The sequence below is a fragment of the Kaistia sp. SLG-1 genome, from assembly GCF_059699055.1.
The window spans coordinates 146321-169297 of sequence record NZ_AP048544.1 but is presented as its reverse complement, the minus strand read 5'-3'; the positions used below and the strand labels follow the sequence as shown (position 1 = coordinate 169297).

17 protein-coding genes and 1 pseudogene are annotated in these 22977 nt (G+C 66.6%); 2 read left to right on the top strand and 16 right to left on the bottom strand.

Features of this window, described 5'->3' with window-relative positions; genetic code table 11:
- Positions 1-7: 7 nt before the first annotated feature.
- The 8 genes from tsaE to AC6HZP_RS00725 all read right to left on the bottom strand — a co-directional run bounded on the left by tsaE (position 8) and on the right by AC6HZP_RS00725 (position 9672).
- Positions 8-1510 carry a tRNA (adenosine(37)-N6)-threonylcarbamoyltransferase complex ATPase subunit type 1 TsaE gene (gene tsaE / locus AC6HZP_RS00760; RefSeq protein ID WP_497525004.1) on the bottom strand — a complete coding sequence of 501 codons (1503 nt, stop codon included), beginning with the start codon at positions 1508-1510 and terminating at the stop codon, positions 8-10.
- Positions 1507-3939 (bottom strand): sensor histidine kinase, encoded by a 2433-nt coding sequence (locus AC6HZP_RS00755; RefSeq protein ID WP_497525003.1) that lies wholly within the window; start codon positions 3937-3939, stop codon positions 1507-1509. The genes tsaE and AC6HZP_RS00755 overlap by 4 nt, the downstream gene beginning before the upstream one ends.
- 375 nt (positions 3940-4314) lie before the next feature.
- Positions 4315-5718 (bottom strand): adenosylhomocysteinase, encoded by a 1404-nt coding sequence (ahcY, locus tag AC6HZP_RS00750; protein ID WP_201401624.1) that lies wholly within the window; start codon positions 5716-5718, stop codon positions 4315-4317.
- A gap of 103 nt (positions 5719-5821) precedes the next feature.
- Positions 5822-6118 (bottom strand): HPr family phosphocarrier protein, encoded by a 297-nt coding sequence (locus AC6HZP_RS00745; protein WP_497525002.1) that lies wholly within the window; start codon positions 6116-6118, stop codon positions 5822-5824.
- A gap of 10 nt (positions 6119-6128) precedes the next feature.
- On the bottom strand, positions 6129-6530 hold the full coding sequence (locus AC6HZP_RS00740; RefSeq protein ID WP_201401622.1) for a PTS sugar transporter subunit IIA: 402 nt from the start codon (positions 6528-6530) through the stop codon (positions 6129-6131).
- 174 nt (positions 6531-6704) lie between these two features.
- The gene (locus AC6HZP_RS00735) at positions 6705-7163 is read right to left on the bottom strand and encodes an HPr kinase/phosphorylase (RefSeq protein ID WP_497525001.1); all 459 of its coding nucleotides are present in this window, start codon (positions 7161-7163) and stop codon (positions 6705-6707) included.
- On the bottom strand, positions 7160-8944 hold the full coding sequence (locus AC6HZP_RS00730) for a sensor histidine kinase (RefSeq protein WP_201401620.1): 1785 nt from the start codon (positions 8942-8944) through the stop codon (positions 7160-7162). Before AC6HZP_RS00730 ends, AC6HZP_RS00735 begins: the two co-directional genes overlap by 4 nt.
- A gap of 23 nt (positions 8945-8967) precedes the next feature.
- Positions 8968-9672 (bottom strand): response regulator transcription factor, encoded by a 705-nt coding sequence (locus AC6HZP_RS00725; protein ID WP_201401619.1) that lies wholly within the window; start codon positions 9670-9672, stop codon positions 8968-8970.
- Between the two features lie 242 nt (positions 9673-9914).
- Here AC6HZP_RS00725 and AC6HZP_RS00720 point away from each other — a divergent pair, with 242 nt between their 5' ends.
- A complete protein-coding gene (locus tag AC6HZP_RS00720; protein ID WP_497525000.1) occupies positions 9915-10643 on the top strand; it encodes a HugZ family pyridoxamine 5'-phosphate oxidase in 729 nt (242 codons plus the stop codon).
- 285 nt (positions 10644-10928) lie between these two features.
- Positions 10929-12536, top strand: coding sequence for a phosphoenolpyruvate carboxykinase (locus AC6HZP_RS00715; RefSeq protein WP_497524999.1), 1608 nt, complete (start codon positions 10929-10931; stop codon positions 12534-12536).
- 170 nt (positions 12537-12706) lie between these two features.
- Here the strand turns inward: AC6HZP_RS00715 and pnp are convergent, their stop codons facing one another.
- From pnp to rimP, 8 genes and pseudogenes are all read right to left on the bottom strand, one after another.
- Positions 12707-14839 (bottom strand): polyribonucleotide nucleotidyltransferase, encoded by a 2133-nt coding sequence (gene pnp / locus AC6HZP_RS00710; protein WP_201401616.1) that lies wholly within the window; start codon positions 14837-14839, stop codon positions 12707-12709.
- Positions 14840-15033: 194 nt separating this feature from the next.
- Positions 15034-15315 (bottom strand): annotated as a pseudogene (gene rpsO / locus AC6HZP_RS00705) (30S ribosomal protein S15); the annotation flags it as partial.
- 308 nt (positions 15316-15623) lie between these two features.
- A complete protein-coding gene (truB, locus tag AC6HZP_RS00700; protein ID WP_497524998.1) occupies positions 15624-16547 on the bottom strand; it encodes a tRNA pseudouridine(55) synthase TruB in 924 nt (307 codons plus the stop codon).
- 3 nt (positions 16548-16550) lie between these two features.
- Positions 16551-16988, bottom strand: a complete 438-nt coding sequence (gene rbfA, locus AC6HZP_RS00695; protein ID WP_497524997.1) for a 30S ribosome-binding factor RbfA — start codon at positions 16986-16988, stop codon at positions 16551-16553.
- A 164-nt stretch (positions 16989-17152) separates the two neighbouring features.
- Positions 17153-19846 carry a translation initiation factor IF-2 gene (infB, locus tag AC6HZP_RS00690; protein ID WP_497524996.1) on the bottom strand — a complete coding sequence of 898 codons (2694 nt, stop codon included), beginning with the start codon at positions 19844-19846 and terminating at the stop codon, positions 17153-17155.
- Positions 19843-20550 carry an RNA-binding protein gene (locus AC6HZP_RS00685; protein WP_201401611.1) on the bottom strand — a complete coding sequence of 236 codons (708 nt, stop codon included), beginning with the start codon at positions 20548-20550 and terminating at the stop codon, positions 19843-19845. The genes infB and AC6HZP_RS00685 overlap by 4 nt, the downstream gene beginning before the upstream one ends.
- 26 nt (positions 20551-20576) lie before the next feature.
- The gene (gene nusA, locus AC6HZP_RS00680) at positions 20577-22178 is read right to left on the bottom strand and encodes a transcription termination factor NusA (RefSeq protein ID WP_201401610.1); all 1602 of its coding nucleotides are present in this window, start codon (positions 22176-22178) and stop codon (positions 20577-20579) included.
- Between the two features lie 43 nt (positions 22179-22221).
- Positions 22222-22839 (bottom strand): ribosome maturation factor RimP, encoded by a 618-nt coding sequence (rimP, locus tag AC6HZP_RS00675; protein WP_497524995.1) that lies wholly within the window; start codon positions 22837-22839, stop codon positions 22222-22224.
- Positions 22840-22977 lie beyond the last annotated feature (138 nt).

Sequence of the window (22977 nt, the reverse complement as noted above, 5' to 3'; positions counted from 1 at the left end):
GGGGCCATCACTCGTCGAACGGCAGGTATTCTTCATACCAGAGTGCCAGGCCGGAAAGAACCGGATGGCGGAGGCAGCGCGCCAGATAGCCCCTTACACGGGGAATGTGACGGAGATATTGGGGCTTGCCGGCGGCCTCGGCCAGGCGGACGAAACCGCCGAGCACCTTGGTCGCCCGCTGCGCGCCGGAAATGGCGTAGGCGGCGCGGAACGCCTCGGCATCGAAGGATCCGCGTGCCAACCGCGCCGCGACATAGCGATCGGCGAGGGCTGCTTCCAGCGCCGGCTCGACCGTGACGCGCACATCCTGCAGCAACGAGGCGACGTCATAGGCGCTAGCGCCGATCATCGCGTCCTGGTGATCGAGAATGCCGATCCGTCGCAATCCCTCGCGCTCGGGCAACCAGAGCAGGTTGGGCGAGTGGAAATCGCGCAGCAGCCAGCTCTTCTCGCCGGCGTCGAGCGTCTCGTAGAGCTCCCGCCAGATCGCGACGAAGGCCTCTTCGGCCTCGGGCGTCAGCGGCGCGCCGCGCTGCCAGCGCGCATACCAGCGCGGCAGCAGGTCGACCTCGATCGAGAGCGCGTCCCAATCGAAGGGCGGAATGTGATGAACGCTGCCATCCGGCAGCGGCAGCTCCGCCGGGCGCGGCGTCGCGTGCAGGGCGGCGAGGACGTCGACCGCGAGGCCATAGCGCTCGGGATCCGGCGCGCCATCGGCGAGCACGCCCTCGTGGCCCAGATCCTCGACCAGCAAAATGCCGGCCGGCAGGTCGGAAGCGAGGATCGCGGGCGCCGAGAAGCCGGCGGCGCTGAGGCCGTCGCTCATCGCGACGAAGGGGCGGACGCTGGTCGCCCGATGGGCGAGATCGTCATAGGTGCGGCCATCGCGCACCGCCGGACCCGGCGGACGTTCCGGCGCGTCCATCAGCACGGCGCGGTGCCCTTCCGGCGTCTCGACCCGCTCATAGGCGCGCGTCGATGCGTCGCCCTGCAGATGGCGGCGCGTGGCGAGCGCCATGTCCGATCGATCGAGGAACTGCCGGATGGCGAGCGTCCGCGCGATCCGCTCCGGCCAGTCGCCGCCGCCCGTCAAGGTCGCCAGCCGGCCGGCGCCCTCGATCTCGAGCGCGATTTCGAGGTGGGTTCCCGGCAGCCTGTCGCCGGCCCGCTCCGGCCACTCGATCAGCACGACGCCCTCGCTCACCGCCTCGTCGAAGCCGATCTCCTCCAGCTCGTCGGCCGAGCCGAGGCGATAGAGATCGAAATGAGCGATCGGCAGCCGCGTGTCGTAGGTCTGGACGATGGTGAAGGTCGGGCTCGGCACCTCGTAGCCGGCATCGGCGGCGACGGCGCGGATCAGCGCCCGGGCGAAGCTGGTCTTGCCGGCGCCGAGATCGCCGCGAAGGGCGATGACGTCGCCGATGGTGAGCTTGGCGGCGATGTCCTCGGCGAGGCGGATGGTCGCCGCCTCGTCGGGCAGATCGACCCGGATCGGGGTGGGCGGGCTCATTCGGCGGCGACGGCGAGCTCGGTCGGGCGGATCGGCAGGCGCACGCTGACGACCGTGCCGCGGCCCTCCTCGGAGCGGATGCCGACCGTGCCGCCATGCAGCTCGACGAAGCTCTTGACGATGGCGAGGCCGAGGCCGGCGCCGCCGCGCGCCGAGCCGGCCGCCCGGCTCTCGAAGCGATCAAAGACGGAGGCGAGGAATTCCGGCGCGATGCCCGGGCCGTGATCCTCGACGGTGAATTCGACCATGTCGGCGGTCCGGCGCGCGGTCAGGCCGATCGAGCCGCCATGAGTCGAGAAGCCGACGGCGTTCGAGAGCAGATTGTAGAGGATCTGGCGAACCCGCTTCTCGTCGGCGACGAAGCTGCCGATGCCATCCGGAATCCGGGTCTCGAGCGCGATCTGCGCTTCCTGCAGCCGGTCGCGCACGCCCTCGATCGCCGCCGCGATGGTGCGCTCGACATCGACCTCGACCAGATCGAGCGCGATGATGCCGGCGTCGACGGTTGCGAGATCGAGAATGTCGTTGACGATCGCGAGCAGCGAACCGCTCGAGGACAGGATGTAGCCGGCATATTCCTGCTGCTTCTCCGTCAACGGCCCGATCGAGACGTCGGAGAGCAGCTGGGTGAAGCCGATGATGTTGGTGAGAGGCGAGCGCAGCTCGTAGGACACGTGCTGGATGAAGGCGTTCTTCAGCCCGTCGGCCGCTTCCAGCGCCTCGTTGCGGTCGGTCAGCGCGCGCTCGACCTGCACGGTGTCGCTGACGTCGATGAAGGTCACCATGGTCTGGCCGCCGGGCAGCGGCACGGTCGCATAGTCGACAACGCGGCCGTCCGAACGCTCCATGCGGCCCTGGCTCGGCGCGCGGCTCTCGTCGAGACCGGCGACCCGCGCCGTGAAGCGCGCCCATTCCTCCGGCGCGTCGTGCAGGCGCCGGCAGGCACGCTCGATCTCGCCGATATGCGGATGGGTGGAGAGGAATTTCTGGTCGAGATGCCAGATCCGCGCGAAGGACGGATTGTCGAGCCGCAGGCGGCCATCCGAGCCGAACACCGCGACGCCTTCGGCGAGATGGTCGAGCGTCTCGCCCTGGACGCGCGACAGCGCGTTGTAGCGGCTCTCCAGCTCCAGTTGCTCGGTGACGTTCTCGTAGATCCAGGTGATGCCGCCCTGCGGGTGCGGATTGGCGAGGACGCGGAGCGTCTGGCCGTCGGGCAGGTGCCACCAATGCTCGCGCGCGTCGAGCGACTGATAGGCCGTGAGCAGTTCGTTGCGCCAGCTCTTGAAATCGGCCTGCTCCGGCAGGCGGCGGCTGGCACGCATGCGCTCGAGCACGGCGCTCTCGTCGGGCTGGCTGTCGAGGAAGCCGGCATCGAGGCTGAAGAGCGAGCGGAACGCCGCATTGTAGGAGCGCAGGCGCCGGTCGGAACCGAAGACGGCGACGGCGGTCGCCAGCTGGTCCAGCGTACGGGCGTGGAACTCGACCAGCCGCTTCATCTGGTTCTGGACGGTTTCGAGCTCGGTCGCGTCGGTGGCGATGCCGGCGCTGCCGGTCTCCGAGACGACGTCGATCACGTCAAAGATACGGCGGGAACCCGTGACGATCGCCGGCAGACGCTGCTCGAAGACGGGCTTTTCGGCGTGCGCCAGGCGGATCGCCTCGCGGCCGGCTGTATCGAGCAGTTCGAGATGCCGGGTCGCCGCGTCCTGCGGGTCGCGCGCCTCGACGGCACGGGCGAAGGCATTGTTGATCCAGCGCAGCGCCCCGTCGGGGCCGCGGATCCAGGCCGGCATCGGCGCCGCCTGCAGCAGCACCCGCATCGCCTCGACATCCTCGCTGACGCGCTCATGCAGCGCCTCAAGCTCGGCCAAAGCGAGCCGGTCGCCGGAGAGGTCGCGGAAGCGCGCCACGGCGCGGCCGCCGGCGGTTCGCCCGACGATCTCGACATAGCTGCCATTGGTGGTTTCGAGCGACAGGGCGAAGGTCTCGCCGCGCTGGCGCAGGCTCTCGAGCGCCGCGTCGAGCCGGCTCGCGGCACTCGGGATCAGCCAGGTGCCGAAGGCGAGAAAGGCGGACCGCTCGTCCGGGGCGCCGCAGGAGCGCGGCAGGCGCCCCATCACCAGCGGCAGCTCGCCCGGCGCGCCCCAGGCGACCAGGCGCTGGTCGTCGGCGTCGACGAGCGCCTCGGCCCGGTCGGCCTTGGCGCGGGAATCGGACAGCTGGTGCCGGAGCGCCGCATTCTCGTTCTCGACGCGGGCGCGCGCCCGCTGCAGCGCGGCGACGCCGAGCACCGCGAAGGCGACGACGCCGAGAAGCGCGCTGACGAAGGCCGTCGTGCCGGCATCGATCGGGCTGGTCGCCGCCTCGGCGCCGGTGACGGAAGCCGTCAGCAGGACGGTGGCGGTCAGAGCGGTGGCGGCGAGCATGCTCCGTCGCAAGGTCGGAAGGGCGGAACTCCAGCGGCGTCCACCGCGAATCCCATCCAAATTCCTGCGATGCCAAAGCATGCGGGCAGGCCCTTCCGCCGTCAGAGTAATGAAATGGACCCGTTTCGACGCCGACGACAAACAGCGGCCGCTCACCCGAATCATCCCCAATGTAGCGGTTCGGGGAATCGAGTGTGAAGCCGATGGCGCAGAGAAAAAGGCCATGCGGGATGCCCGCATGGCCTTGGAGTGTCAGATCAACGTGGTTAACCGGCAGTTAATCCGGCGAGCCGTCAAAATATTGGGTCTGCCTACCCGTCGAACCACGACGGGTAGGGATCGGCTGCGGCCGATCGTCTGCCCCAAATTTATCGGTCAGTAACGATAGTGATCCGGCTTGAACGGGCCGGTCTCGGCGACGCCGATATAGGCCGACTGCTTCTCGCTGAGCTTGGTCAGCTTGACGCCGATCTTGGCCAGATGCAGCGCCGCGACCTTCTCGTCGAGGTGCTTCGGCAGCGTGTAGACCTTCTTCTCGTACTGGCCGGGCTTGGTCCAGAGTTCGATCTGCGCCAGCGTCTGGTTGGTGAAGGACGCCGACATCACGAAGCTCGGATGGCCGGTGGCGTTGCCGAGATTGACCAGGCGGCCCTCGGACAGAAGGATGATGCGCTTGCCGCCGGCGAACTCAACTTCGTCGACCTGCGGCTTGACGTTGTTCCACTTCAGATTGCGCAGCGCCGAGATCTGGATCTCGCTGTCGAAATGGCCGATGTTGCAGACGATCGCGCGGTCCTTCATGGCGCGCATATGGTCGATCGTGATGACGTCGACATTGCCGGTCGCGGTGACGAAGATGTCGGCGCGCGGCGCGGCGTCTTCCATCGTCGTGACCTCGTAGCCTTCCATCGCCGCCTGCAGGGCGCAGATCGGATCGACTTCGGAGACGAGCACGCGGCAGCCGGCCTGGCGCAGCGAGGCGGCCGAACCCTTGCCGACATCGCCGAAGCCGGCGACCATGGCGACCTTGCCCGACATCATGACGTCGGTGCCGCGGCGGATGCCGTCGACCAGCGACTCGCGGCAGCCATAGAGGTTGTCGAACTTCGACTTGGTGACCGAGTCGTTGACGTTGATCGCCGGGAAGAGCAGCGTGCCCTTCTTCTGCATCTCGTAGAGGCGATGCACGCCCGTCGTGGTCTCCTCGGTGACGCCCTGGATCGAGCGGGCGATCTCGCCATACCAGCCGGGCTTCGAGACGAGGCGCTTCTTGATCGCGGCGAAGAGGACTTCCTCTTCCTCGTTCTCGGGCTTGTCGAGGAAGGCGGTGTCGCCGCCCTCGGCGCGCAGGCCGAGATGCACGAGAACGGTGGCGTCGCCGCCGTCGTCCAGGATCATGTTGGGAACGCCGCCGTCATGCCATTCGAAGATGCGGTGCGTGTACTCCCAGTAGTCCTCGAGGCTCTCGCCCTTGATGGCGAAGACCGGGACGCCGGACTGGGCGATCGCCGCGGCGGCGTGGTCCTGGGTCGAATAGATGTTGCACGAGGCCCAGCGGACGTCGGCGCCGAGCGCCTTCAGCGTCTCGATCAGCACGCCGGTCTGGATCGTCATGTGCAGGGAGCCGGCGATGCGAGCGCCCTTCAGCGGCTGCGACGGGCCGAACTCGGCGCGCACGCTCATCAGGCCGGGCATCTCGGTCTCGGCGATCGAGAGTTCCTTGCGGCCCCAATCGGCGAGGCTGATATCCTTGATCGCGTAGTCGTTGGCAGCAGCCATCTTGCTGATCTCCATGCGTTGGACGTGTCGCGCTTATAGCCGAGACGACGCGTGGCAGCAATCAGGATATAAAGATGTCTTTATGTGACGGCCGGAGCGACCGCTATTCCTCTTCGCCGAAGCGATTGGCGACCAGCTCGGCGATGGCGGCGAGCGCCGTCTCGGCGTCCGGCCCCTCGGCGGAGACGCGGATATAGGAACCGATGCCGGCCGCGAGCATCATCAGCCCCATGATCGACGTGCCGCCGACCGTGTTCTGATCCTTCGAGACGAGGATCTCGGCGTCGAAGAGATCGGCGCACTGCACGAACTTGGCCGAGGCGCGGGCATGAAGCCCCTTGCGGTTGACGATCGGCAGATCGCGGTACAACCCGGGGGCTTCGGCTTCGGTTTCGGACATGTTCTGCGCTTCAGTGCCCCGCCAGGACCTGGCTGGCGACGTTGATGTATTTGCGTCCCGCTTCCTGGGCGCCGGTGATGGCGTCGGCGAGCGACTTGTCGAGGCGGACGCTGGCGAGCTTGATCAGCATCGGAAGGTTGACGCCGGCGATGACCTCGACGCGCCCCGCTTCCATCACCGAGATGGCGAGATTGGAGGGCGTGCCGCCGAACATGTCGGTCAGCAGGATCACGCCGCTGCCGTCGTCGACACTGAGAACCGCCTCGAGGATGTCCTGACGCCGACGCTCCATGTCGTCCTCGGGACCAATCGCGATGGTCTCGAACTGCGTCTGGCGACCAACCACGTGCTCCAGGGCCGCCCGGAACTCGGTAGCGAGCTGGCCGTGGGTAACAAGGACGACGCCAATCATGCCCTTCGATTACCTGCTTTTCTCAGTTCGGCCCCGGATCGGAGCCATGGAAGACATCGAAACCGCTGATGCGCAGCGGCCGGCTCATGCGTGGCCGAATGGCGCCGCATCTTGACCGAACCTTGCCGCAACGCAAGAAAAAAGCGGGGTGCATCCCGCAAAACGCCAACAATACTAAACAATCGCGACGCGGAACGCCAATGCCGCGCGAACCCGGATCCAGCCATCCGGCTGGCCGACGGGAACGGCAAGCCGACGCAACGTCAACCCTTCGATTTCCGTCCGAAGGTCGGCCGGCTCGGGCAGACGAGGGCATCGCTCGGCCGGTTCGATGTCGACGACCAGCTCGATTGGCGCCGCGTCAATATGCGGCACTGCAACAATTCCCTGGCCGCGAATTTCCAGCAGACCGGCGAGCGCAGCGGGCGCGCGCGCCTCGAGCCGGCCCGCCCGGACGGCGAGGAGGACCCGGTCGTCGGCGATCAGGCGGTTCTGCTCTCGGTCGGCGAGGAGCAGCGCCAGAAGCAGCGAGGATTTTCCACTCCCGGAGGGGCCGCGCACCAGAACGCCGGCCCCGTCGACCCACACCGCGCCGGCATGGATAGTGGCGGCGGCGGGGCTCGCCCCGGTCACGACGACGCCGACGGCAGCCGGACCGTGAAGCGCGCACCGACGATCTCGGCGCGATCGGCCTTGGTCGCCTTGCCCTTGGAACGGTTCTCAGCCCAGATCCGGCCGCGATGCGCCTCGACGATCTGCTTCGAGATCGACAGGCCGAGGCCGGAATTCTGGCCGAACGCCTCCTGCTCGGGCCGGTCGGTATAGAAACGCTCGAAGATGCGCTCGACCTGCTCGGCGCGAATGCCCGGGCCTTCGTCCTCGACGACGACGTCGACCGAGGTGCCGCTGCGGCGGACCAGGACGCGGACCGTGCCGTCGGTGCGGCAGAACGAGCGGGCATTGTCGATCAGATTGGTGAAGACCTGCGCCAGGCGGCTGTCATGGCCGAGCACGACGAAGGCATCCGGCTCTTCCGCTTCCGCCACTTCGAGCGTGATGCGCGGACCATCCGGGCTCGTCGTGTCGCGGGCCATCGAGACCACCGCCTCGACGATGGCCGCGACGTCGACCGGCTCCGCATCCTGCCGCGCCAGTTCGGCGTCGAGGCGCGAGGCGTCCGAGATATCGCTGATCAGGCGGTCGAGGCGGCGGACGTCGTGCTGGATGATGTCGTTGAGACGCTTCTTCGACGCCGCCGTCTTAGCGAGCGGCAAGGTCTCGACGGCGCTGCGGAGCGAGGTCAACGGATTCTTGAGCTCATGGCTGACATCGGCGGCAAAGCTCTCGATCGCCTCGATCCGGTTGAACAGCGCCCCCGTCATGTCGCGGAGCGCCTGCGACAGGTGGCCGATCTCGTCGCGGCGATTGGAAAAATCCGGGATCTGCGGCCGCGCCGTGACGCCCCGGCGCACGCGGTCGGCAGCGTCCGCCAGCCGGCGCAGCGGCACGGCGATGGTGCTGGCGAGCAGGATGGAGAGCAGCACGACGACGCCGGCCGAGACGAGGAAGACGCGGACGATCGCCATGCGCTCGGCATGCACGATCTGGTCGATGTCGCCGCCCTGGGTCGAGAGCATCAGCACGCCGAGCACCGAGCGATAGCGCTGGATCGGCACGGCGACCGAGACGATCAGCTCGCCGCGATCGGTGATGCGGACGATCGACGACGGCCCGCCGTCGAGCGCGGTCGCGACCTCCGGATAGCCGCGTCCATTGGAGCCGCCGAGCTCCTGATAGACCGGCAGGTCGTCGCGCTGCAGATGGACGTTGACCCACTGCCAGATCCGGTCGAGCAGCGCCGGTTCCTCGTCCGCCGGCGGCAGGTCGAAGCGCAGGATCTGGCCGCGCGAATAGAGATGGCGCGAATCGAGCACCAGGCTGCCGTCGCGGTCATAGATGCGGGCGCGGGTGCGGGTCGGCGAGATCAGGCGGCGCAAAACCGGCGCGACGCGCTCCGGATTGATCGGGAAATCGAGCCCCTCGATCGAGCTCTCGCCCGGCATCAGGCTTTCGCCCGCCTGCAGCTCCAGCAGCTTGTCGGGATCGATGGTGAGATTGTTGGTCTCGACCGTCGCGGACGCGGCCACGGCGCCGGCGATGATCTCGCCCTGTGTCAGCAGGCTCTCCAGCCGCGCGTCGATCAGGCCGGCCCGGAACTGGTTCAGATAGAGAATGCCGGAGACGAGGACGATCAGCGCGGCGAGATTGAGGATGATGATCCGGCGCGTCAGGCTCGAAAAGGCATGCGGGCCGATCGAGCGCAGCATGCGGCCGAGGCCACGGCGCAACATGCGAACGCGCAAGCGCCAGGGACGCCTGCGCGGTGCAATCGGCTCCTCGATGCTGATCGTCATGCCTCTCCCAAGCCTGACAGCCGTCAGGCCTCCTTGAAGCGGTAGCCGACGCCGTACAGCGTCTCGATCATATCGAAATCGTCGTCGACGACCTTGAACTTCTTGCGCAGCCGCTTGATGTGGCTGTCGATGGTGCGATCGTCAACATAGACCTGATCGTCATAGGCGGCGTCCATCAGGGCGTTGCGGCTCTTGACCACGCCCGGGCGCTGCGCGAGCGCGTAGAGGATCAGGAATTCGGTGACGGTCAGCGTCACCGGCTGGCCGTTCCAGGTGCAGGTGTGGCGCTCCTGATCCATCGACAGCGCGCCGCGATCGAGATTGCGGGCGGCGTCGGGGACCTTGTTCGGCACCGCCGCCTCGCGCGGCTGGAAGCGGCGCAGCACCGCCTTCACCCGCTCGACCAGCAGGCGCTGCGAGAACGGCTTCTTGATGAAATCGTCGGCGCCCATCTTGAGGCCGAACAATTCGTCGATCTCGTCGTCCTTCGAGGTGAGGAAGATCACCGGCAGGTCGGTGCGCTGGCGCAGGCGGCGCAGCAGCTCCATCCCGTCCATGCGCGGCATCTTGATGTCGAGGATGGCGAGGTCGGGCAGCGACTGCTGGAACCCGTCGAGGGCGGAAGCGCCGTCCGTGTAGGTCTGGACACGATATCCCTCCGACTCCAGCGCTATCGACACGGAGGCGAGGATGTTTCGATCGTCGTCGACCAGTGCGATCGTCGGCATGGATGAGCGTCTCCCGAAGGCTTGCCCGGTGGGGCGTTGACCGGCCCCGAAGCAGCCGGCATTGGCGTTTCCTGATGGCGCCCCGCCTAAACGTCGCAGGAATACGCGGAAAATATGGCGTGCAACCTAGCGGATTTAAACCCGCGGCGCCAATCGGCCGGGAAAGCGCCATCGAAAGCGAGACATGGAAACTTGATGATGATAATCATCTTTAGAACGTGTTTGTTTCCAAGGAAGGCACAATGCTCGACAATCCACCCTTCGATCCGGTTGCAACCGGCCGCGCCGTCATCCGCAGCCCGATCGCCGGAAGCCTCGCGACGCTGGACGAGGCTGGCAATCCGTTCGCGACGCTGGTCACCATCGGCACCCTTCCCGACGGCCGGCCGATTCTGAGCCTTTCGGACCTCGCGGTCCATACCCACAATCTGAAGCGCGATCCGCGCGCCTCGCTGCTGCTGGTCGCCCCGGGCGGCGAAGGCGGCAACCCGCTCGCCGGCGCCCGCATCACGCTGGTCGGCACGTTCGAGAAGACCGAGGATCCGGTCGCCGCCTGGCGCTACGCGCAGCACCAGGGCAAGGCCGCGCGCGCCTCCGCCCTGCCCGGCTTCCACTATTACGTGATGAACGTCACGAATTCGCACCTCGTCGCCGGCTTCGGCAACATCGCGCAAGTCCCGGGCAAGGATCTCATCCCCGATTACTCCGACTGCCAGGATCTGCTGAATGGCGAGAAAGGAGTGGTCGAGCACATGAATGACGATCACGCCGACGCCATCGGCTTCTACGCAATCAAGTTGTTGAACTTGCCGGCCGGTGCCTGGCGGATGACCGGTTGCGACCCGGACGGCATCGACATTGCTACGAGTGAATTGCGCGCCCGCCTGCCTTTCCCGACGCGAGCAACCACGGTTGGCGAGGCCGGCGGCTATCTGAAGTCCTTCGCAAAACAAGCGAGATCGATGGAATAACAGTGCCAATTTGCAAACAAATGGAATTTTCTGTTTGTTTGGAGCTCGAAATAACCGATCGAACCGAGTCCGTTGCTTGGTGCTGACTGATTAAATCGATTTAATCGGCGATCGACAACTAAACCTGCGCGGTTTTTGTTGCGGGCGCGAAATCCGATCCTCTAGGTTCTGGCCTGTCGGCGGCGTTGTCCGCCGGCAGAGCCGGTGCTGCCCGCTGTTGCGGCGCACCCTTCCCCGGAGCGAGGCCTCGCGAAGGAAGCGAGTGCCTCTCAGAGGAGACGACCCGTGACCGAGAACGGCATTCGCAATCCTGCCCATGGCGCCGACCAGTTCGGTTTGAAGTGGCTGGCCGGTCTCTACTGGAACTATGGGGCACCGGCGCTTTACGAGGAATCACTGCGGCGCGGCGAGGCCCTGGTCTCGGCTGACGGCGCACTGACCGTCGAGACCGGCGTCCATACCGGCCGCTCGCCGCAGGACAAATTCGTCGTCCGCGACGCGCTGACCGAGAACGCCGTCTGGTGGGACAACAACAAGGCGATGTCGCCGGCGCATTTCGCGGTGCTCCATGCCGACATGCTGGCCCATGCCTCGGGGCGCGAACTGTTCGCGCAGGACCTGCAGGGCGGCGCCGACCCGGCCGAGAGCGTCGCGGTGCGCGTCTTCACCGAGAAGGCCTGGCATTCGCTCTTCATCCGCAACCTGCTGATCCGGCCTGAAGCGGCGACGCTGAAGACCTTCGTCCCGAAGCTGACGATCCTCGATCTGCCGAGCTTCAAGGCCAATCCGGACCGGCATGGCTGCCGGACCGAGACAGTGATCGCCTGCGACTTCACCCGCGGCATCGTGCTGATCGGCGGCACGTCCTATGCCGGCGAGATGAAGAAGGCTGTCTTCACCTACCTGAACTTCACGCTGCCGCCGAAGGGCGTCATGCCGATGCATTGCTCCGCCAATGTCGGCCCCGACGATGACGCCGCCGTCTTCTTCGGCCTCTCCGGCACGGGCAAGACGACGCTCTCGGCCGATCCCAAACGCACGCTCATCGGCGACGACGAGCATGGCTGGGGTCCGGAGGGCATCTTCAATTTCGAGGGCGGCTGCTACGCCAAGACGATCAAGCTCTCGGCCGAGGCCGAGCCGGAGATCTTCGCGACGACCAAGCGCTTCGGCACCGTGCTCGAGAATGTCGCGATCGATCCGGCCACCCGTCAGATCGACTTCGACAACGCCTCGAAGACGGAGAACACCCGCGCCGCCTACCCGCTGCATTTCATCCCGAATGCCAGCGAGACCGGCCGGGCCGGCCATCCGAAGACGATCGTCATGCTGACCGCCGACGCCTTCGGCGTGATGCCGCCGATCGCCAAGCTGACGCCGGAACAGGCGATGTACCACTTCCTGTCCGGCTACACCGCCAAGGTCGCCGGCACGGAGAAGGGCGTCACCGAACCGCAGGCGACGTTCTCGACCTGCTTCGGCGCGCCGTTCATGCCGCGCCATCCGGCCGAATACGGCAATCTGCTCCGCAGCCTGATCGCCGAGCATGGCGTCGCCTGCTGGCTGGTCAACACCGGCTGGACCGGCGGCGCCTACGGCACCGGCCGCCGCATGCCGATCAAGGCGACGCGGACGCTGCTCTCGGCCGCCCTCGACGGCTCACTGGAGACCGGGCGCTTCTACACCGACCGGACCTTCGGCTTCCAGGTGCCGACCGACGTCGCCGGCGTCGAGCCGCACATCCTGCACCCGCGCAAGACGTGGCAGGACAAGGCCGGCTACGACGCGCAGGCGGCGAAGCTGGTCGGCATGTTCCTGAAGAACTTCGAGAAGTTCGAGACCCATGTCGACGCCGCCGTGACGGCCGCCGCCCCGGGCACCATGGTCGCCTGACCGCGACCGTACGATCCTGAACTCGAAGCCCGGCTGGCCGCAGCCGGGCTTTTTTTTTGCCCTCAGCTTGCCATCCGGCATGGCTTCGGACAGCCGGCACGAAACGACAAACAAAAAGGCCCGGCGATCGCTCGCCGGGCCTTTCTTGTTCGCGAGAGGGAAGCGGGCGATTACTCGCCGGCGGCTTCCGTCTTTTCCTTGATCTCTTCGCCGGTCGTCTGGTCGACGACGCGCATCGAGAGGCGGACCTTGCCGCGCTCGTCGAAGCCGAGCAGCTTGACCCAGACCTTGTCGCCTTCCTTGACGACGTCCTGGGTCTTCGCCACGCGCTGGTTGGACAGCTGCGAGATGTGGACCAGGCCGTCCTTGGCGCCGAAGAAGTTGACGAAGGCGCCGAAATCGACGGCCTTGACGACGGTGCCCTGGTAGATGGCGCCGACTTCCGGCTCCGCGGCGATGCCCTTGATCCAGTTCAGCGCGGCGGTGATCGCCTTGCCGTCCGAGGAGGCGACCTTGACGGTGCCGTCATCGGAGATGTCGATCTTGGCGCCGGTCTTTTCCACGATCTCGCGGATGACCTTGCCGCCCGAACCGATCACTTCGCGGATCTTGTCGGTCGGGATCTGGATCACTTCGATGCGCGGGGCATGCTCGCCGAGCGACGGACGCGCGGTGGTCAGCGCCTTCGCCATTTCGCCGAGGATGTGCTCGCGGCCACCCTTCGCCTGGTCCAGAGCGACCTTCATGATCTCCTCGGTGATACCGGCGATCTTGATGTCCATCTGGAGCGAGGTGACGCCCTCGGCGGTGCCGGCGACCTTGAAGTCCATGTCGCCGAGGTGATCCTCGTCGCCCAGGATGTCGGAGAGGACCGCATAGCGATCGCCTTCGAGGATCAGGCCCATGGCGATACCCGCCACCGGACGCTTCAGCGGCACGCCGGCGTCCATCAGCGACAGCGAGGTGCCGCAGACGGTTGCCATCGAGGACGAGCCGTTCGACTCGGTGATCTCGGAGACGACACGCAGCGTGTAGGGGAACTCGTGGTGGTTCGGCAGGACCGGACGGACAGCGCGCCAGGCGAGCTTGCCGTGACCGATCTCGCGGCGGCCGGGCGAACCCATGCGGCCGGTCTCACCGACCGAGTAGGGCGGGAAGTTGTAGTGCAGCAGGAAGGTTTCCTTGTAGGTGCCTTCCAGCGCGTCGATGAACTGCTCGTCATCGCCGGTGCCGAGCGTCGCGACCACGAGGGCCTGCGTCTCGCCGCGGGTGAAGATCGCCGAGCCGTGCGTGCGCGGCAGGACGCCGACTTCCGAGACGATCGGACGGACCGTCTTCAGATCGCGGCCGTCGATGCGGCTGCCGGTGTCGAGGATGTTCCAGCGAACGATCTTCGCCTGGAGCTCCTTGAAGACGGCGCCGATCTTCTCCTTGTCGAAGCGGGGCTCTTCGCCTTCCGGGAAGAAATGCGCCGTGACCTTCGCCTTGACGGCGTCGACGGCGGCATAGCGCTCCTGCTTGACGGTGTTCTTGTAGGCGGCGCGCAGCTCCGTCTCGGCGATGCCGAGCATCTCGGTCTCGATCGCCGACAGGTCGGCCGGGGCGAACTCGCGCGGCTCCTTGGCGGACTTCTCGGCGAGCTGGATGATCGCGTCGATCACCGGCTGGAAGCCGCGATGGCCGAACATGACGGCGCCGAGCATCGTCTCCTCGGAGAGCTCCTGCGCCTCCGACTCGACCATCAGCACGGCGTCCTGGGTGCCGGCGACGACGAGGTCGAGCTTCGAGCTCTCGTTCTGCTCGAGCAGCGGGTTCAGCACGAACTCGCCGTCGATCAGGCCGACGCGGGCGCCACCGACCGGGCCCATGAAGGGCACGCCGGAGATCGTCAGCGCCGCCGAGGCGGCGACGAGGGCGACGATATCGGGATCGTTCTCGAGGTCATGCGAGAGGACCGTCGTGACGACCTGCGTCTCGCAACGGAAACCTTCCGGGAACAGCGGACGGATCGGACGGTCGATCAGGCGCGAGGTCAGCGTCTCCTTCTCGGAGGGACGGCCTTCACGCTTGAAGAAACCACCGGGGATCTTGCCGGCGGCGAACGTCTTTTCCTGATAGTTCACCGTCAGCGGGAAGAAGTCGACGCCGGCCTTCGGCGCCTTGGCGGCGACGACGGTCGCCAGGACGGTCGTCTCGCCATAAGTGGCGAGCACGGCGCCGTCGGCCTGACGGGCCACCTTGCCGGTCTCGAGAATGAGCGGGCGACCGCCCCATTCAATTTCGACGCGTTGAACATCGAACATGGCAATTCCTTTCCTGCGCGGATGCGCCAAAGGAGCCATGAGCAAGACGGCGGGAGGCTTTCAGACCTGCGAGGTGAAAAGCATCCGGCGATCCTGCCATGGCTCGACCGCTGATCCGCGGGCAATGTGCGCGGCAGCCCCATGCCGCCGCGCCGTACGAGCGTCTTTGGAGGCGGGCCGGCGGCCCGCCTGTCTCAGCGACGCAGGCCGAGGCGCTCGATGAGCGTCTTGTAGCGCTGCTCGTCCGTCTTCTTCAGATAGTCGAGCAGGCTGCGGCGCTGGCTGACCATCTTGAGAAGGCCGCGGCGCGAATGGTTGTCCTTGGTGTGACCCTTGAAGTGCTCGGTCAGGTTGGCAATGCGCTCCGAGAGCACCGCGACCTGCACTTCCGGCGAGCCCGTGTCGTTCTCGACGGTGGCGTATTCCTTGATCAGTTCCGCCTTACGGGCAGCTGTGATCGACATCGGGTATCCCTTTCCTGGGGTTCTTCGTCCGGCGCATGCCGGCGTTGTCAAAGTCTGACCGGATGCCGCGATCTCGCCGAAATGCCGTCAAACCGGCATCGTCTGGCAGTCTCGCAAGGCTCGGCATCACGATCTCGAACGACGCGAACGGCCGATACCGTCGCGTTGTCGCCGGGTCTGGCGGCCAGTGCCGGGATGTCGTCCAGCACGGTCGCCGCTCCAAGCGACGACGCCCGCAAGGCCAAATGACCTTCCGGGAGCGCGGCCTATATGGCCGAAATGGGCGTCAATAGCCAGAAGAAAGTTTCCGGCGGCCCGTCTCACGCGCCGACGAAAACGCGCGAGGGATGGAATTCGCCGCGCTCGACCTCGCCGATCGCGACCAGCGTTCCGGCGGATGTCGCGAAGACCGTCTCGCCATTCGCCGGCGCATCGCGCCCGCGCAGCAGCACGCTCTGGCCGTTGCGGAGCCGGGCTGCATCCGTGTCGTTCAGTCGGACTTCGAGCAGATCGCCGAGCGCGAGCTCGACCGGCCCCATCACCTGGTCACAGGCCTCGGAGCCGCCCTCCTCGTGCAGGGCGCGGAGGCTGTCGAGCTTGATCATCGCGGCCTCCTCGAACGGGCCGACCAGCAGGCGCCGGAGACCGACGACATGGCCGCGCGTCCCGAGCGCCCGCGCCATGTCGCGCGCGATCGCCCGCACATAGGTGCCCTTGCCGCATTCGGCGGCGAAGACGGCGGTATGCTCGTCCGGCATCTCGACCAGGTCGAGCCGGTGGATCTGGATCGGCCGCGCCTCGAGCACCACGTCCTCGCCGTCGCGCGCCAGGTCATAGGCGCGCTCGCCCTCGACCTTGATGGCGGAGAAAGCGGGCGGAACCTGCATGATCTCGCCGATGAATTCGGGAAGAATCGCCTCGATCGCAGCGCGCGTCGGCCGCACGTCGGAAGTGGCGACCGGCTGGCCCTCGGCGTCGTCGGTACGGGTTTCCTCGCCCCAGCGGACGGTGAAGCCGTAGACCTTGCGGCCGTCCATGACATAGGGGACCGTCTTGGTCGCCTCGCCGAGCGCGATCGGCAGGCAGCCGGTGGCGAGCGGGTCCAGCGTCCCCGCATGGCCGGCCTTCTGGGCGCCGAACAGGCGCTTCACGACCGAGACCGCCTGGGTCGACGTCATGCCGAGCGGCTTGTCGAGATTGAGCCAGCCGGAAACCGGCCGCCCCTTCTTCTGGCGTTGGGCCATGATCTACTCTTCGTCGGTGGCGTCGTCGTCGCGCGGCGCGGTCTCGATGTCCTGGCGGACGATCGGGTCGGTGCGCAGCAGCGCATCGATCCGCGCGCCTTCGGCAAACGAGGTGTCGACCTTGAACTTGAGGTCGACCGCGAACTTCAGGTCGACCCGGCGCGAGACTTCGCCGCGAAGGAACTTGCGGTGCGTATCGAGCGCCGCCACGACGGCGTCGGCGTCCTTGCCGCCGAGCGGCATGACATAGCAGGTCGCGAGCTTGAGATCGTTCGACATCCGCACTTCCGGAACCGTCACGATCACGCCGTCGAGGGCGGGCTCGTTCAGATTGCCGCGCGCGAGAATCTCCGACAGCGCGTGGCGCACGAGCTCGCCGACGCGAAGCTGGCGCTGGCCGGCAACGCCGATCTTCTTACCATTGGCAGCCGTTCTGGCCATTTCGGGAATACTCCATCGCGCCGATCAGGCGGCGCGTGCGGACCGCTCTCGCGGTGCCGCCTCAAGCCGCGACATCCGCCCGGCCGAACCATTCAAAAACGGGACGAACGCGACCGGAGCGGCCGCGTTCGTCACCTCGACTTCGATTTCGAGACGCCCGCGCCTTAGAGCGAGCGCTTGATCTCTTCGACGCGGTAGCACTCGATGATGTCGCCAGCGCGCATGTCTTCGTACTTCTCGAAGGCCATACCGCATTCCTGGCCCGCCGGCACTTCCTTGACTTCGTCCTTGAAGCGCTTGAGCGTCGACAGCTTGCCTTCGTGAATGACCACGTTCTCGCGGATGAGGCGGACATTGGCGCCGCGCTCGACAGTGCCGTCGGTGACGCGGCAACCCGCGACCTTGCCGACCTTCGAGATGTGGAACACCTCGAGGATCTCGGCATTGCCGAGCATCGTCTCGCGCCGTTCCGGCGTCAGCAGGCCGGACATCGCCGCCTTCACGTCATCCACGAGGTCGTAGATGATGTTGTAGTAGCGGATCTCGATGCCTTCGCGCTCGGACACGTCGCGGGCCTGCTTGTTGGCACGGACGTTGAAGCCGATGATCGCCGCGTTCGACGTCGCCGCGAGGGTGACGTCCGACTCGGTGACGCCGCCGACACCCGACAGGATGATGCGGGCCTGGACCTCGTCGGTGCCGAGAGCCTCCAGCGCGCCGGCGATGGCCTCGACCGAACCCTGCACGTCACCCTTGATGACGAGCGGGAATTCCTTGAGGCCGGAGCTCTTGCGCTGGCTCATCATCTCGGCGAGCGAGCCGCGCGCCGTCGTCTGACGGGCAACAGCCTTCTCGCGCTTCTGACGGGCGCGGTAATCGGCGATTTCACGTGCACGCGCTTCCGTCTCGACGACGGCGAAGCGGTCACCCGCTGCCGGCGCGCCCTGGAAGCCGAGCACCTCGACCGGGGTCGACGGGTCTGCTTCGGGCATCGCCGTGCCGCGATCGTTGAGGAGCGCGCGGACGCGGCCCCACTCCGAACCGGCGACGACGATGTCGCCCGGGCGCAGCGTACCACGCTGGACCAGGACCGTCGCGACGGGGCCGCGGCCCTTGTCGAGCTTGGCCTCGATGACGGTGCCTTCGGCCGAACGGTTGGGATCGGCCTTGAGGTCGAGCACTTCGGCCTGCAGCAGGATGGTCTCGAGCAGCTTGTCGAGATTTTCGCCGGTCTTGGCAGAAACCTCGACGTCCAGCGTCTCGCCGCCCATCGATTCCACGAAGATCTCGTGCTGCAGCAGCTCGGTGCGGACCCGGGTCGGGTCGGCCGACGGCTTGTCGATCTTATTGATCGCCACGATGACCGGCACCTTGGCGGCGCGGGCGTGGTTGATCGCCTCGATCGTCTGCGGCATCACGCCATCGTCCGCGGCGACGACCAGGATCACGATATCCGTCGACTTGGCGCCACGGGAACGCATCGCCGTGAAGGCAGCGTGACCGGGGGTGTCGATGAAGGTGATCTTCTGGCCGTTCTGCTCGACCTGGTACGCGCCGATATGCTGCGTGATGCCACCCGCCTCGCCGGTCTGCACATTGGTCTTGCGGATCGCATCGAGCAACGACGTCTTGCCGTGGTCGACGTGGCCCATGATCGTGACGACCGGGGCGCGGCTGATGAGTTCACCCTGCTCGTCATGCGCGGCGAACAGGCCTTCCTCGACGTCGGAATCGGCGACGCGGCGAACCGTGTGGCCCATGTCCTCGGCGATGATCTGCGCCATATCGGCGTCGATCACGTCGGTGGCCTTGAGCAACTGGCCCTGCTTCATCAGCAGCTTGATCACGTCGACGGCGCGTTCCGACATGCGGTTCGCGAGATCGCCGATGGTGATCGTCTCGGGCAGGGTGACTTCGCGAGAAACCTTCTCGCGCGGACCCTGCGCGATGTGACGGTTACGGTCACGCTCGCGGCGACGGCGAACCGAAGCCAGCGAACGCTCGCGCTCGGAATCGTTCAGCGCGTTGGAAAGCGTCAGGCGACCGCGCGGATTGCCCTCTTCCTTCTTGACCGGCTTCGGATCCACGGCCTTCGGGCGCTTGGTCGTCGACGGACGGAGACCGCCGGAGCGATCATCCTCGTCGGCGCCACGGCCGGCAGGACGGGCACCCGGAGCCGAGGTGCGCTGCACCGGCTTCTCGGTTGCGTTGGGATCACGCTGCGTCGGCGCGGCGGGGCGAGCCGACGGCTGAGCCGCGGCAGGCTGGCGAGCCGGAGCCGGCGTTTCGTTCAGACGCCGGCGAGCCGTGTCCTCGGTCTTCTCTCGAAGAGCGGCCTCGGCGGCGCGGCGAGCATCTTCCTCGGCCTGGCGCTTGGCTGCCTCTTCCCGCTCCTTGGCGAGACGGACCTCTTCCTCGGCGCGGCGGATCGCATCGAGTTCGGCCTGGCGGCGTTCCTCGGCGTCGCGGATGCGTGCATCGGCGAGAGCCTTGGCGCGGGCGTCGAGCTCGTCGGACGAGAGCTGGCGCAACACCATGCCCGAACGACCGCCCTGCGGACGCGGCGACTGGGCCGGCGCAGCAGGTCCCTGCCGCGACGGCGCGGAGGACTGGATCGGCCGTACCGAAGAGGTTGGCGAGGGAGCGGGCGACGGACGCGGCGCAACTGGCGCAGCCGCGGACGGCTCACCCTTGCCAGGCATCAGAACCCGCTTCTTCTTCTCGACGACGACCGTATTGGTCCGGCCATGCGAAAAACTCTGGCGCACGGTACCGCGTTCGGAATCGCGGCCCTTGAGGCTCAGGGTCTTCTTCGCGCCGCCAAGGTCCTTGTCGCCGCTGTTGTTCGTATCGTTCATTCGGTCTTCTGTCCTGCGGGGTCTTCGGCCATTGCCGACACGTTCGTATCACGCACTTGCGGCGCGTCGATCGCGCCAACGTCATCGCCAATAGCAACGAGCCCGTCTTCACCCAGAAAACAGGCGAGCGCGGCGACACGCTCTAACACATTTTCGCTCGCCCGGCCCGCGAGCAGAGCAGCATGTATCACATTTGACCGGCCCAATGCCAAATCCAATTGCTCCGATCGAAAGATACGGATCACAGGAACGGCATTGGCCCTGCCGAAACGACGCTTCAAGGCCGCGTCGATCTTCTGCCGACCATCGTCGCCGGCCTCTTGCGCCTGGACGATGCCGGCTACCGCGTCTCGCGCGATGGCCGTTTCGACCTTGGCAAAGCCGGTGACGATCTCGCCGGCCTTCCTTGCGAAGGAGACGGCCTGCAGGGCCGAATCCTCCAACAGTTTCTCGACCCGCCCTGCGAGGCCCGGCTCGACCTTGACCTCTTCCTTGAAGCCGCGACTGAACAGCCGCTTCTTCTCGGCCAGGGCGACCATGTCGGCGCGGGCCGTAACCCAGACGCCGCGGCCCGGCAGGCGGTGCCGGAGATCCGGGACGACCTGACCTTCCGGGTCGAGGACAAAGCGGATCAGCTTCTCGGGCGGCATCGTCTCGCGGGAGACGATGCAGCTTCGTGTGGTGGGTTCGCTCTTACGCGGCAAGTCGTTTCTCCGCGCTCAGAACGGGCTCAGGCCTCAGCCTCTTCGCCTTCGGCGTTTGCTTCCTGCTCAGCCGCAGCTTCCTCTTCGGTAATCCAGCCCGCCTTGACGCGAGCCGTCATGATCATGTTCTCGGCGTCGCTGCGGGTCAGGCTGAAGCCGTCGAGCACGCCGCCGTGGCGGGTGGTCTCGCCTTCGTTCCGCTCGGCCCAGCCGACCAGGTCGTCCGGCACGTAGCCGGCGAAATCCTCGATCGTCTTGACGCCGTCCTTGCCGAGCGCGACCAGCATCGAGCTGGTGAGGCCCGGAATTTCCTTGAGCTCGTCGGCGACGCCGAGCGACTTGCGCTCTTCGTCATGCTCGGCTTCGAGCTTGTCGAGATAATCGCGGGCGCGCTGCTGCAGCTCGGCGGCGGTTTCCTCGTCGAAGCCTTCGATCGAAGCGAGTTCCTCGGGTTCGACGAACGCGATTTCCTCGAGCGAGGCGAAACCTTCGGAAGCCAGCAGCTGGCCGACGACTTCGTCGGCATCGAGCGCCGTGTTGAACAGCGCGGAACGCTCCTGGAATTCCTTCTGGCGGCGCTCGGATTCTTCCTGCTCGGTCAGGATGTCGATATCCCAACCCGTGAGCTGCGACGCGAGGCGGACATTCTGGCCGCGACGACCGATCGCAAGGGATAGCTGGTCATCCGGGACGACAACTTCAATACGCGCGGCGTCTTCGTCGAGCACGACCTTGGCGACTTCCGCCGGCTGCAGCGCGTTGACGATGAAGGTGGCGGCGTCCTGAGACCACGGAATGATGTCGATCTTCTCGCCCTGGAGCTCGTTGACGACGGCCTGGACGCGGCTGCCGCGCATGCCGACGCAGGCGCCGACCGGATCGATCGAGCTGTCGCGCGAGATCACGGCCATCTTGGCGCGGGAACCCGGATCGCGGGCGACCGACTTCACCTCGATGATGCCGTCATAGATCTCCGGCACTTCCTGCGCGAACAGCTTCGCCATGAACTGCGGATGGGTACGCGACAGGAAGATCTGCGGGCCGCGCTGTTCGCGACGGACGTCGTAGACATAGGCGCGGATGCGGTCGCCATAGCGGAACGCCTCGCGCGGGATCATCTCGTCGCGACGGACGATGCCTTCGCCACGGCCGAGATCGACGATGACGTTGCCGTATTCGACGCGCTTGACCTGGCCGTTGACGATCTCGCCGATGCGATCCTTGAACTCGTCGAACTGGCGATCGCGCTCGGCCTCGCGGACCTTCTGCACGATGACCTGCTTGGCCGACTGGGCGGCGATGCGGCCGAAATCCATCGGCGGCAGGGCTTCGGCGATGTAGTCGCCGACGCGAGCGGCGGGATTCTGGTCGGTCGCCAGCTCCAGCGAGATCTCGACGGCCGGGTTCTCGACGACGTCGACGACCTGGAGCAGGCGCTGCAGCCGGATCTCGCCCGTCTTCGGGTTGATCTCGGCGCGAACGTCGGTCTCCGAACCGTAGCGGGAGCGGGCCGCCTTCTGGATCGCATCTTCCATGGCCGCGATCACGATCTGCCGATCGATGACCTTCTCGCGGGCAACCGCGTCGGCGATCTGCAGAAGTTCTAGGCGGTTGGCGCTGACTGCCATCGTCCTGTCTCCGTTAACCTGATCTTGTTGCCGGCGCCGCGCTTCACGCGTCGCTGGTCTCATCCGTCAAATCATTGTCGTCGACGTCGCCAACGCCTTCGACGCGCTGGAGGCGCTTGGCCTCGCGCAGCGTCTCGGCGACCAGGGCATCGGTCATGACCAGCCTGGCGTCGGTGATGGCGTCGAGCGGCAGCAGGACCCGGTCCGGCGCGCCTTCCGGCGCATCCTCGAGCTTCAGGCCCGTCGCGTCGCCGTCGAGGCCGAGCAGCACGCCGCGATAGCGCCGGCGCCCTTCGATGGGCGCGCTCAGCTCGATCTTGACGATGTGGCCGGCCCAGCGGGCGAAATCCGAACGGCGGACCAGCGGCCGGTCGATGCCGGGCGATGATACTTCCAGATGGTACGCGGACGAAACCGGATCCTCGACATCGAGCGCCGGAGAAATGTTCCGGCTGATCGCGCCGCAATCCTCGACCGTTATCGTGCCGTCCGGCCGCTCGGCCATGATCTGCACGGTCTGGCCGTTGCGGTTGGAAATCTTGACGCGCACCAGGCGGTAGCCGAGCCCTTCGATGATGGGTTCGACAATCTCCGCGACGCGGGCGTCGAGCCCGGTCTCGGTGACGATGCGTGCTTCGTTTTCCGGGGCGATGTCCGCCAAAAGGTTGCTCCGTGCGTGATCTCGTAGGGTGCATCCGGCCGGAGCGGGCCCGGAGGTCCACTCTCTCTTACGAACCGAACGTTTGAGATGAATGAGTGCCGTATAGGCCCAGAAGCGCTGGAATGCAAGCAAAAGCGG

Coding starts and splice junctions, on each gene's coding strand:
- AC6HZP_RS00740 (WP_201401622.1), bottom strand. CDS start 6,530: ATGATTGGCGTCGTCCTTGTTACCCACGGCCAGCTCGCTACCGAGTTC.
- pnp (WP_201401616.1), bottom strand. CDS start 14,839: ATGTTCGATGTTCAACGCGTCGAAATTGAATGGGGCGGTCGCCCGCTC.
- rbfA (WP_497524997.1), bottom strand. CDS start 16,988: ATGGCCAGAACGGCTGCCAATGGTAAGAAGATCGGCGTTGCCGGCCAG.
- AC6HZP_RS00720 (WP_497525000.1), top strand. CDS start 9,915: ATGCTCGACAATCCACCCTTCGATCCGGTTGCAACCGGCCGCGCCGTC.
- AC6HZP_RS00755 (WP_497525003.1), bottom strand. CDS start 3,939: ATGCTCGCCGCCACCGCTCTGACCGCCACCGTCCTGCTGACGGCTTCC.
- infB (WP_497524996.1), bottom strand. CDS start 19,846: ATGAACGATACGAACAACAGCGGCGACAAGGACCTTGGCGGCGCGAAG.
- ahcY (WP_201401624.1), bottom strand. CDS start 5,718: ATGGCTGCTGCCAACGACTACGCGATCAAGGATATCAGCCTCGCCGAT.
- AC6HZP_RS00745 (WP_497525002.1), bottom strand. CDS start 6,118: ATGTCCGAAACCGAAGCCGAAGCCCCCGGGTTGTACCGCGATCTGCCG.
- truB (WP_497524998.1), bottom strand. CDS start 16,547: ATGGCCCAACGCCAGAAGAAGGGGCGGCCGGTTTCCGGCTGGCTCAAT.
- AC6HZP_RS00725 (WP_201401619.1), bottom strand. CDS start 9,672: ATGCCGACGATCGCACTGGTCGACGACGATCGAAACATCCTCGCCTCC.
- nusA (WP_201401610.1), bottom strand. CDS start 22,178: ATGGCAGTCAGCGCCAACCGCCTAGAACTTCTGCAGATCGCCGACGCG.
- tsaE (WP_497525004.1), bottom strand. CDS start 1,510: ATGAGCCCGCCCACCCCGATCCGGGTCGATCTGCCCGACGAGGCGGCG.
- AC6HZP_RS00730 (WP_201401620.1), bottom strand. CDS start 8,944: ATGACGATCAGCATCGAGGAGCCGATTGCACCGCGCAGGCGTCCCTGG.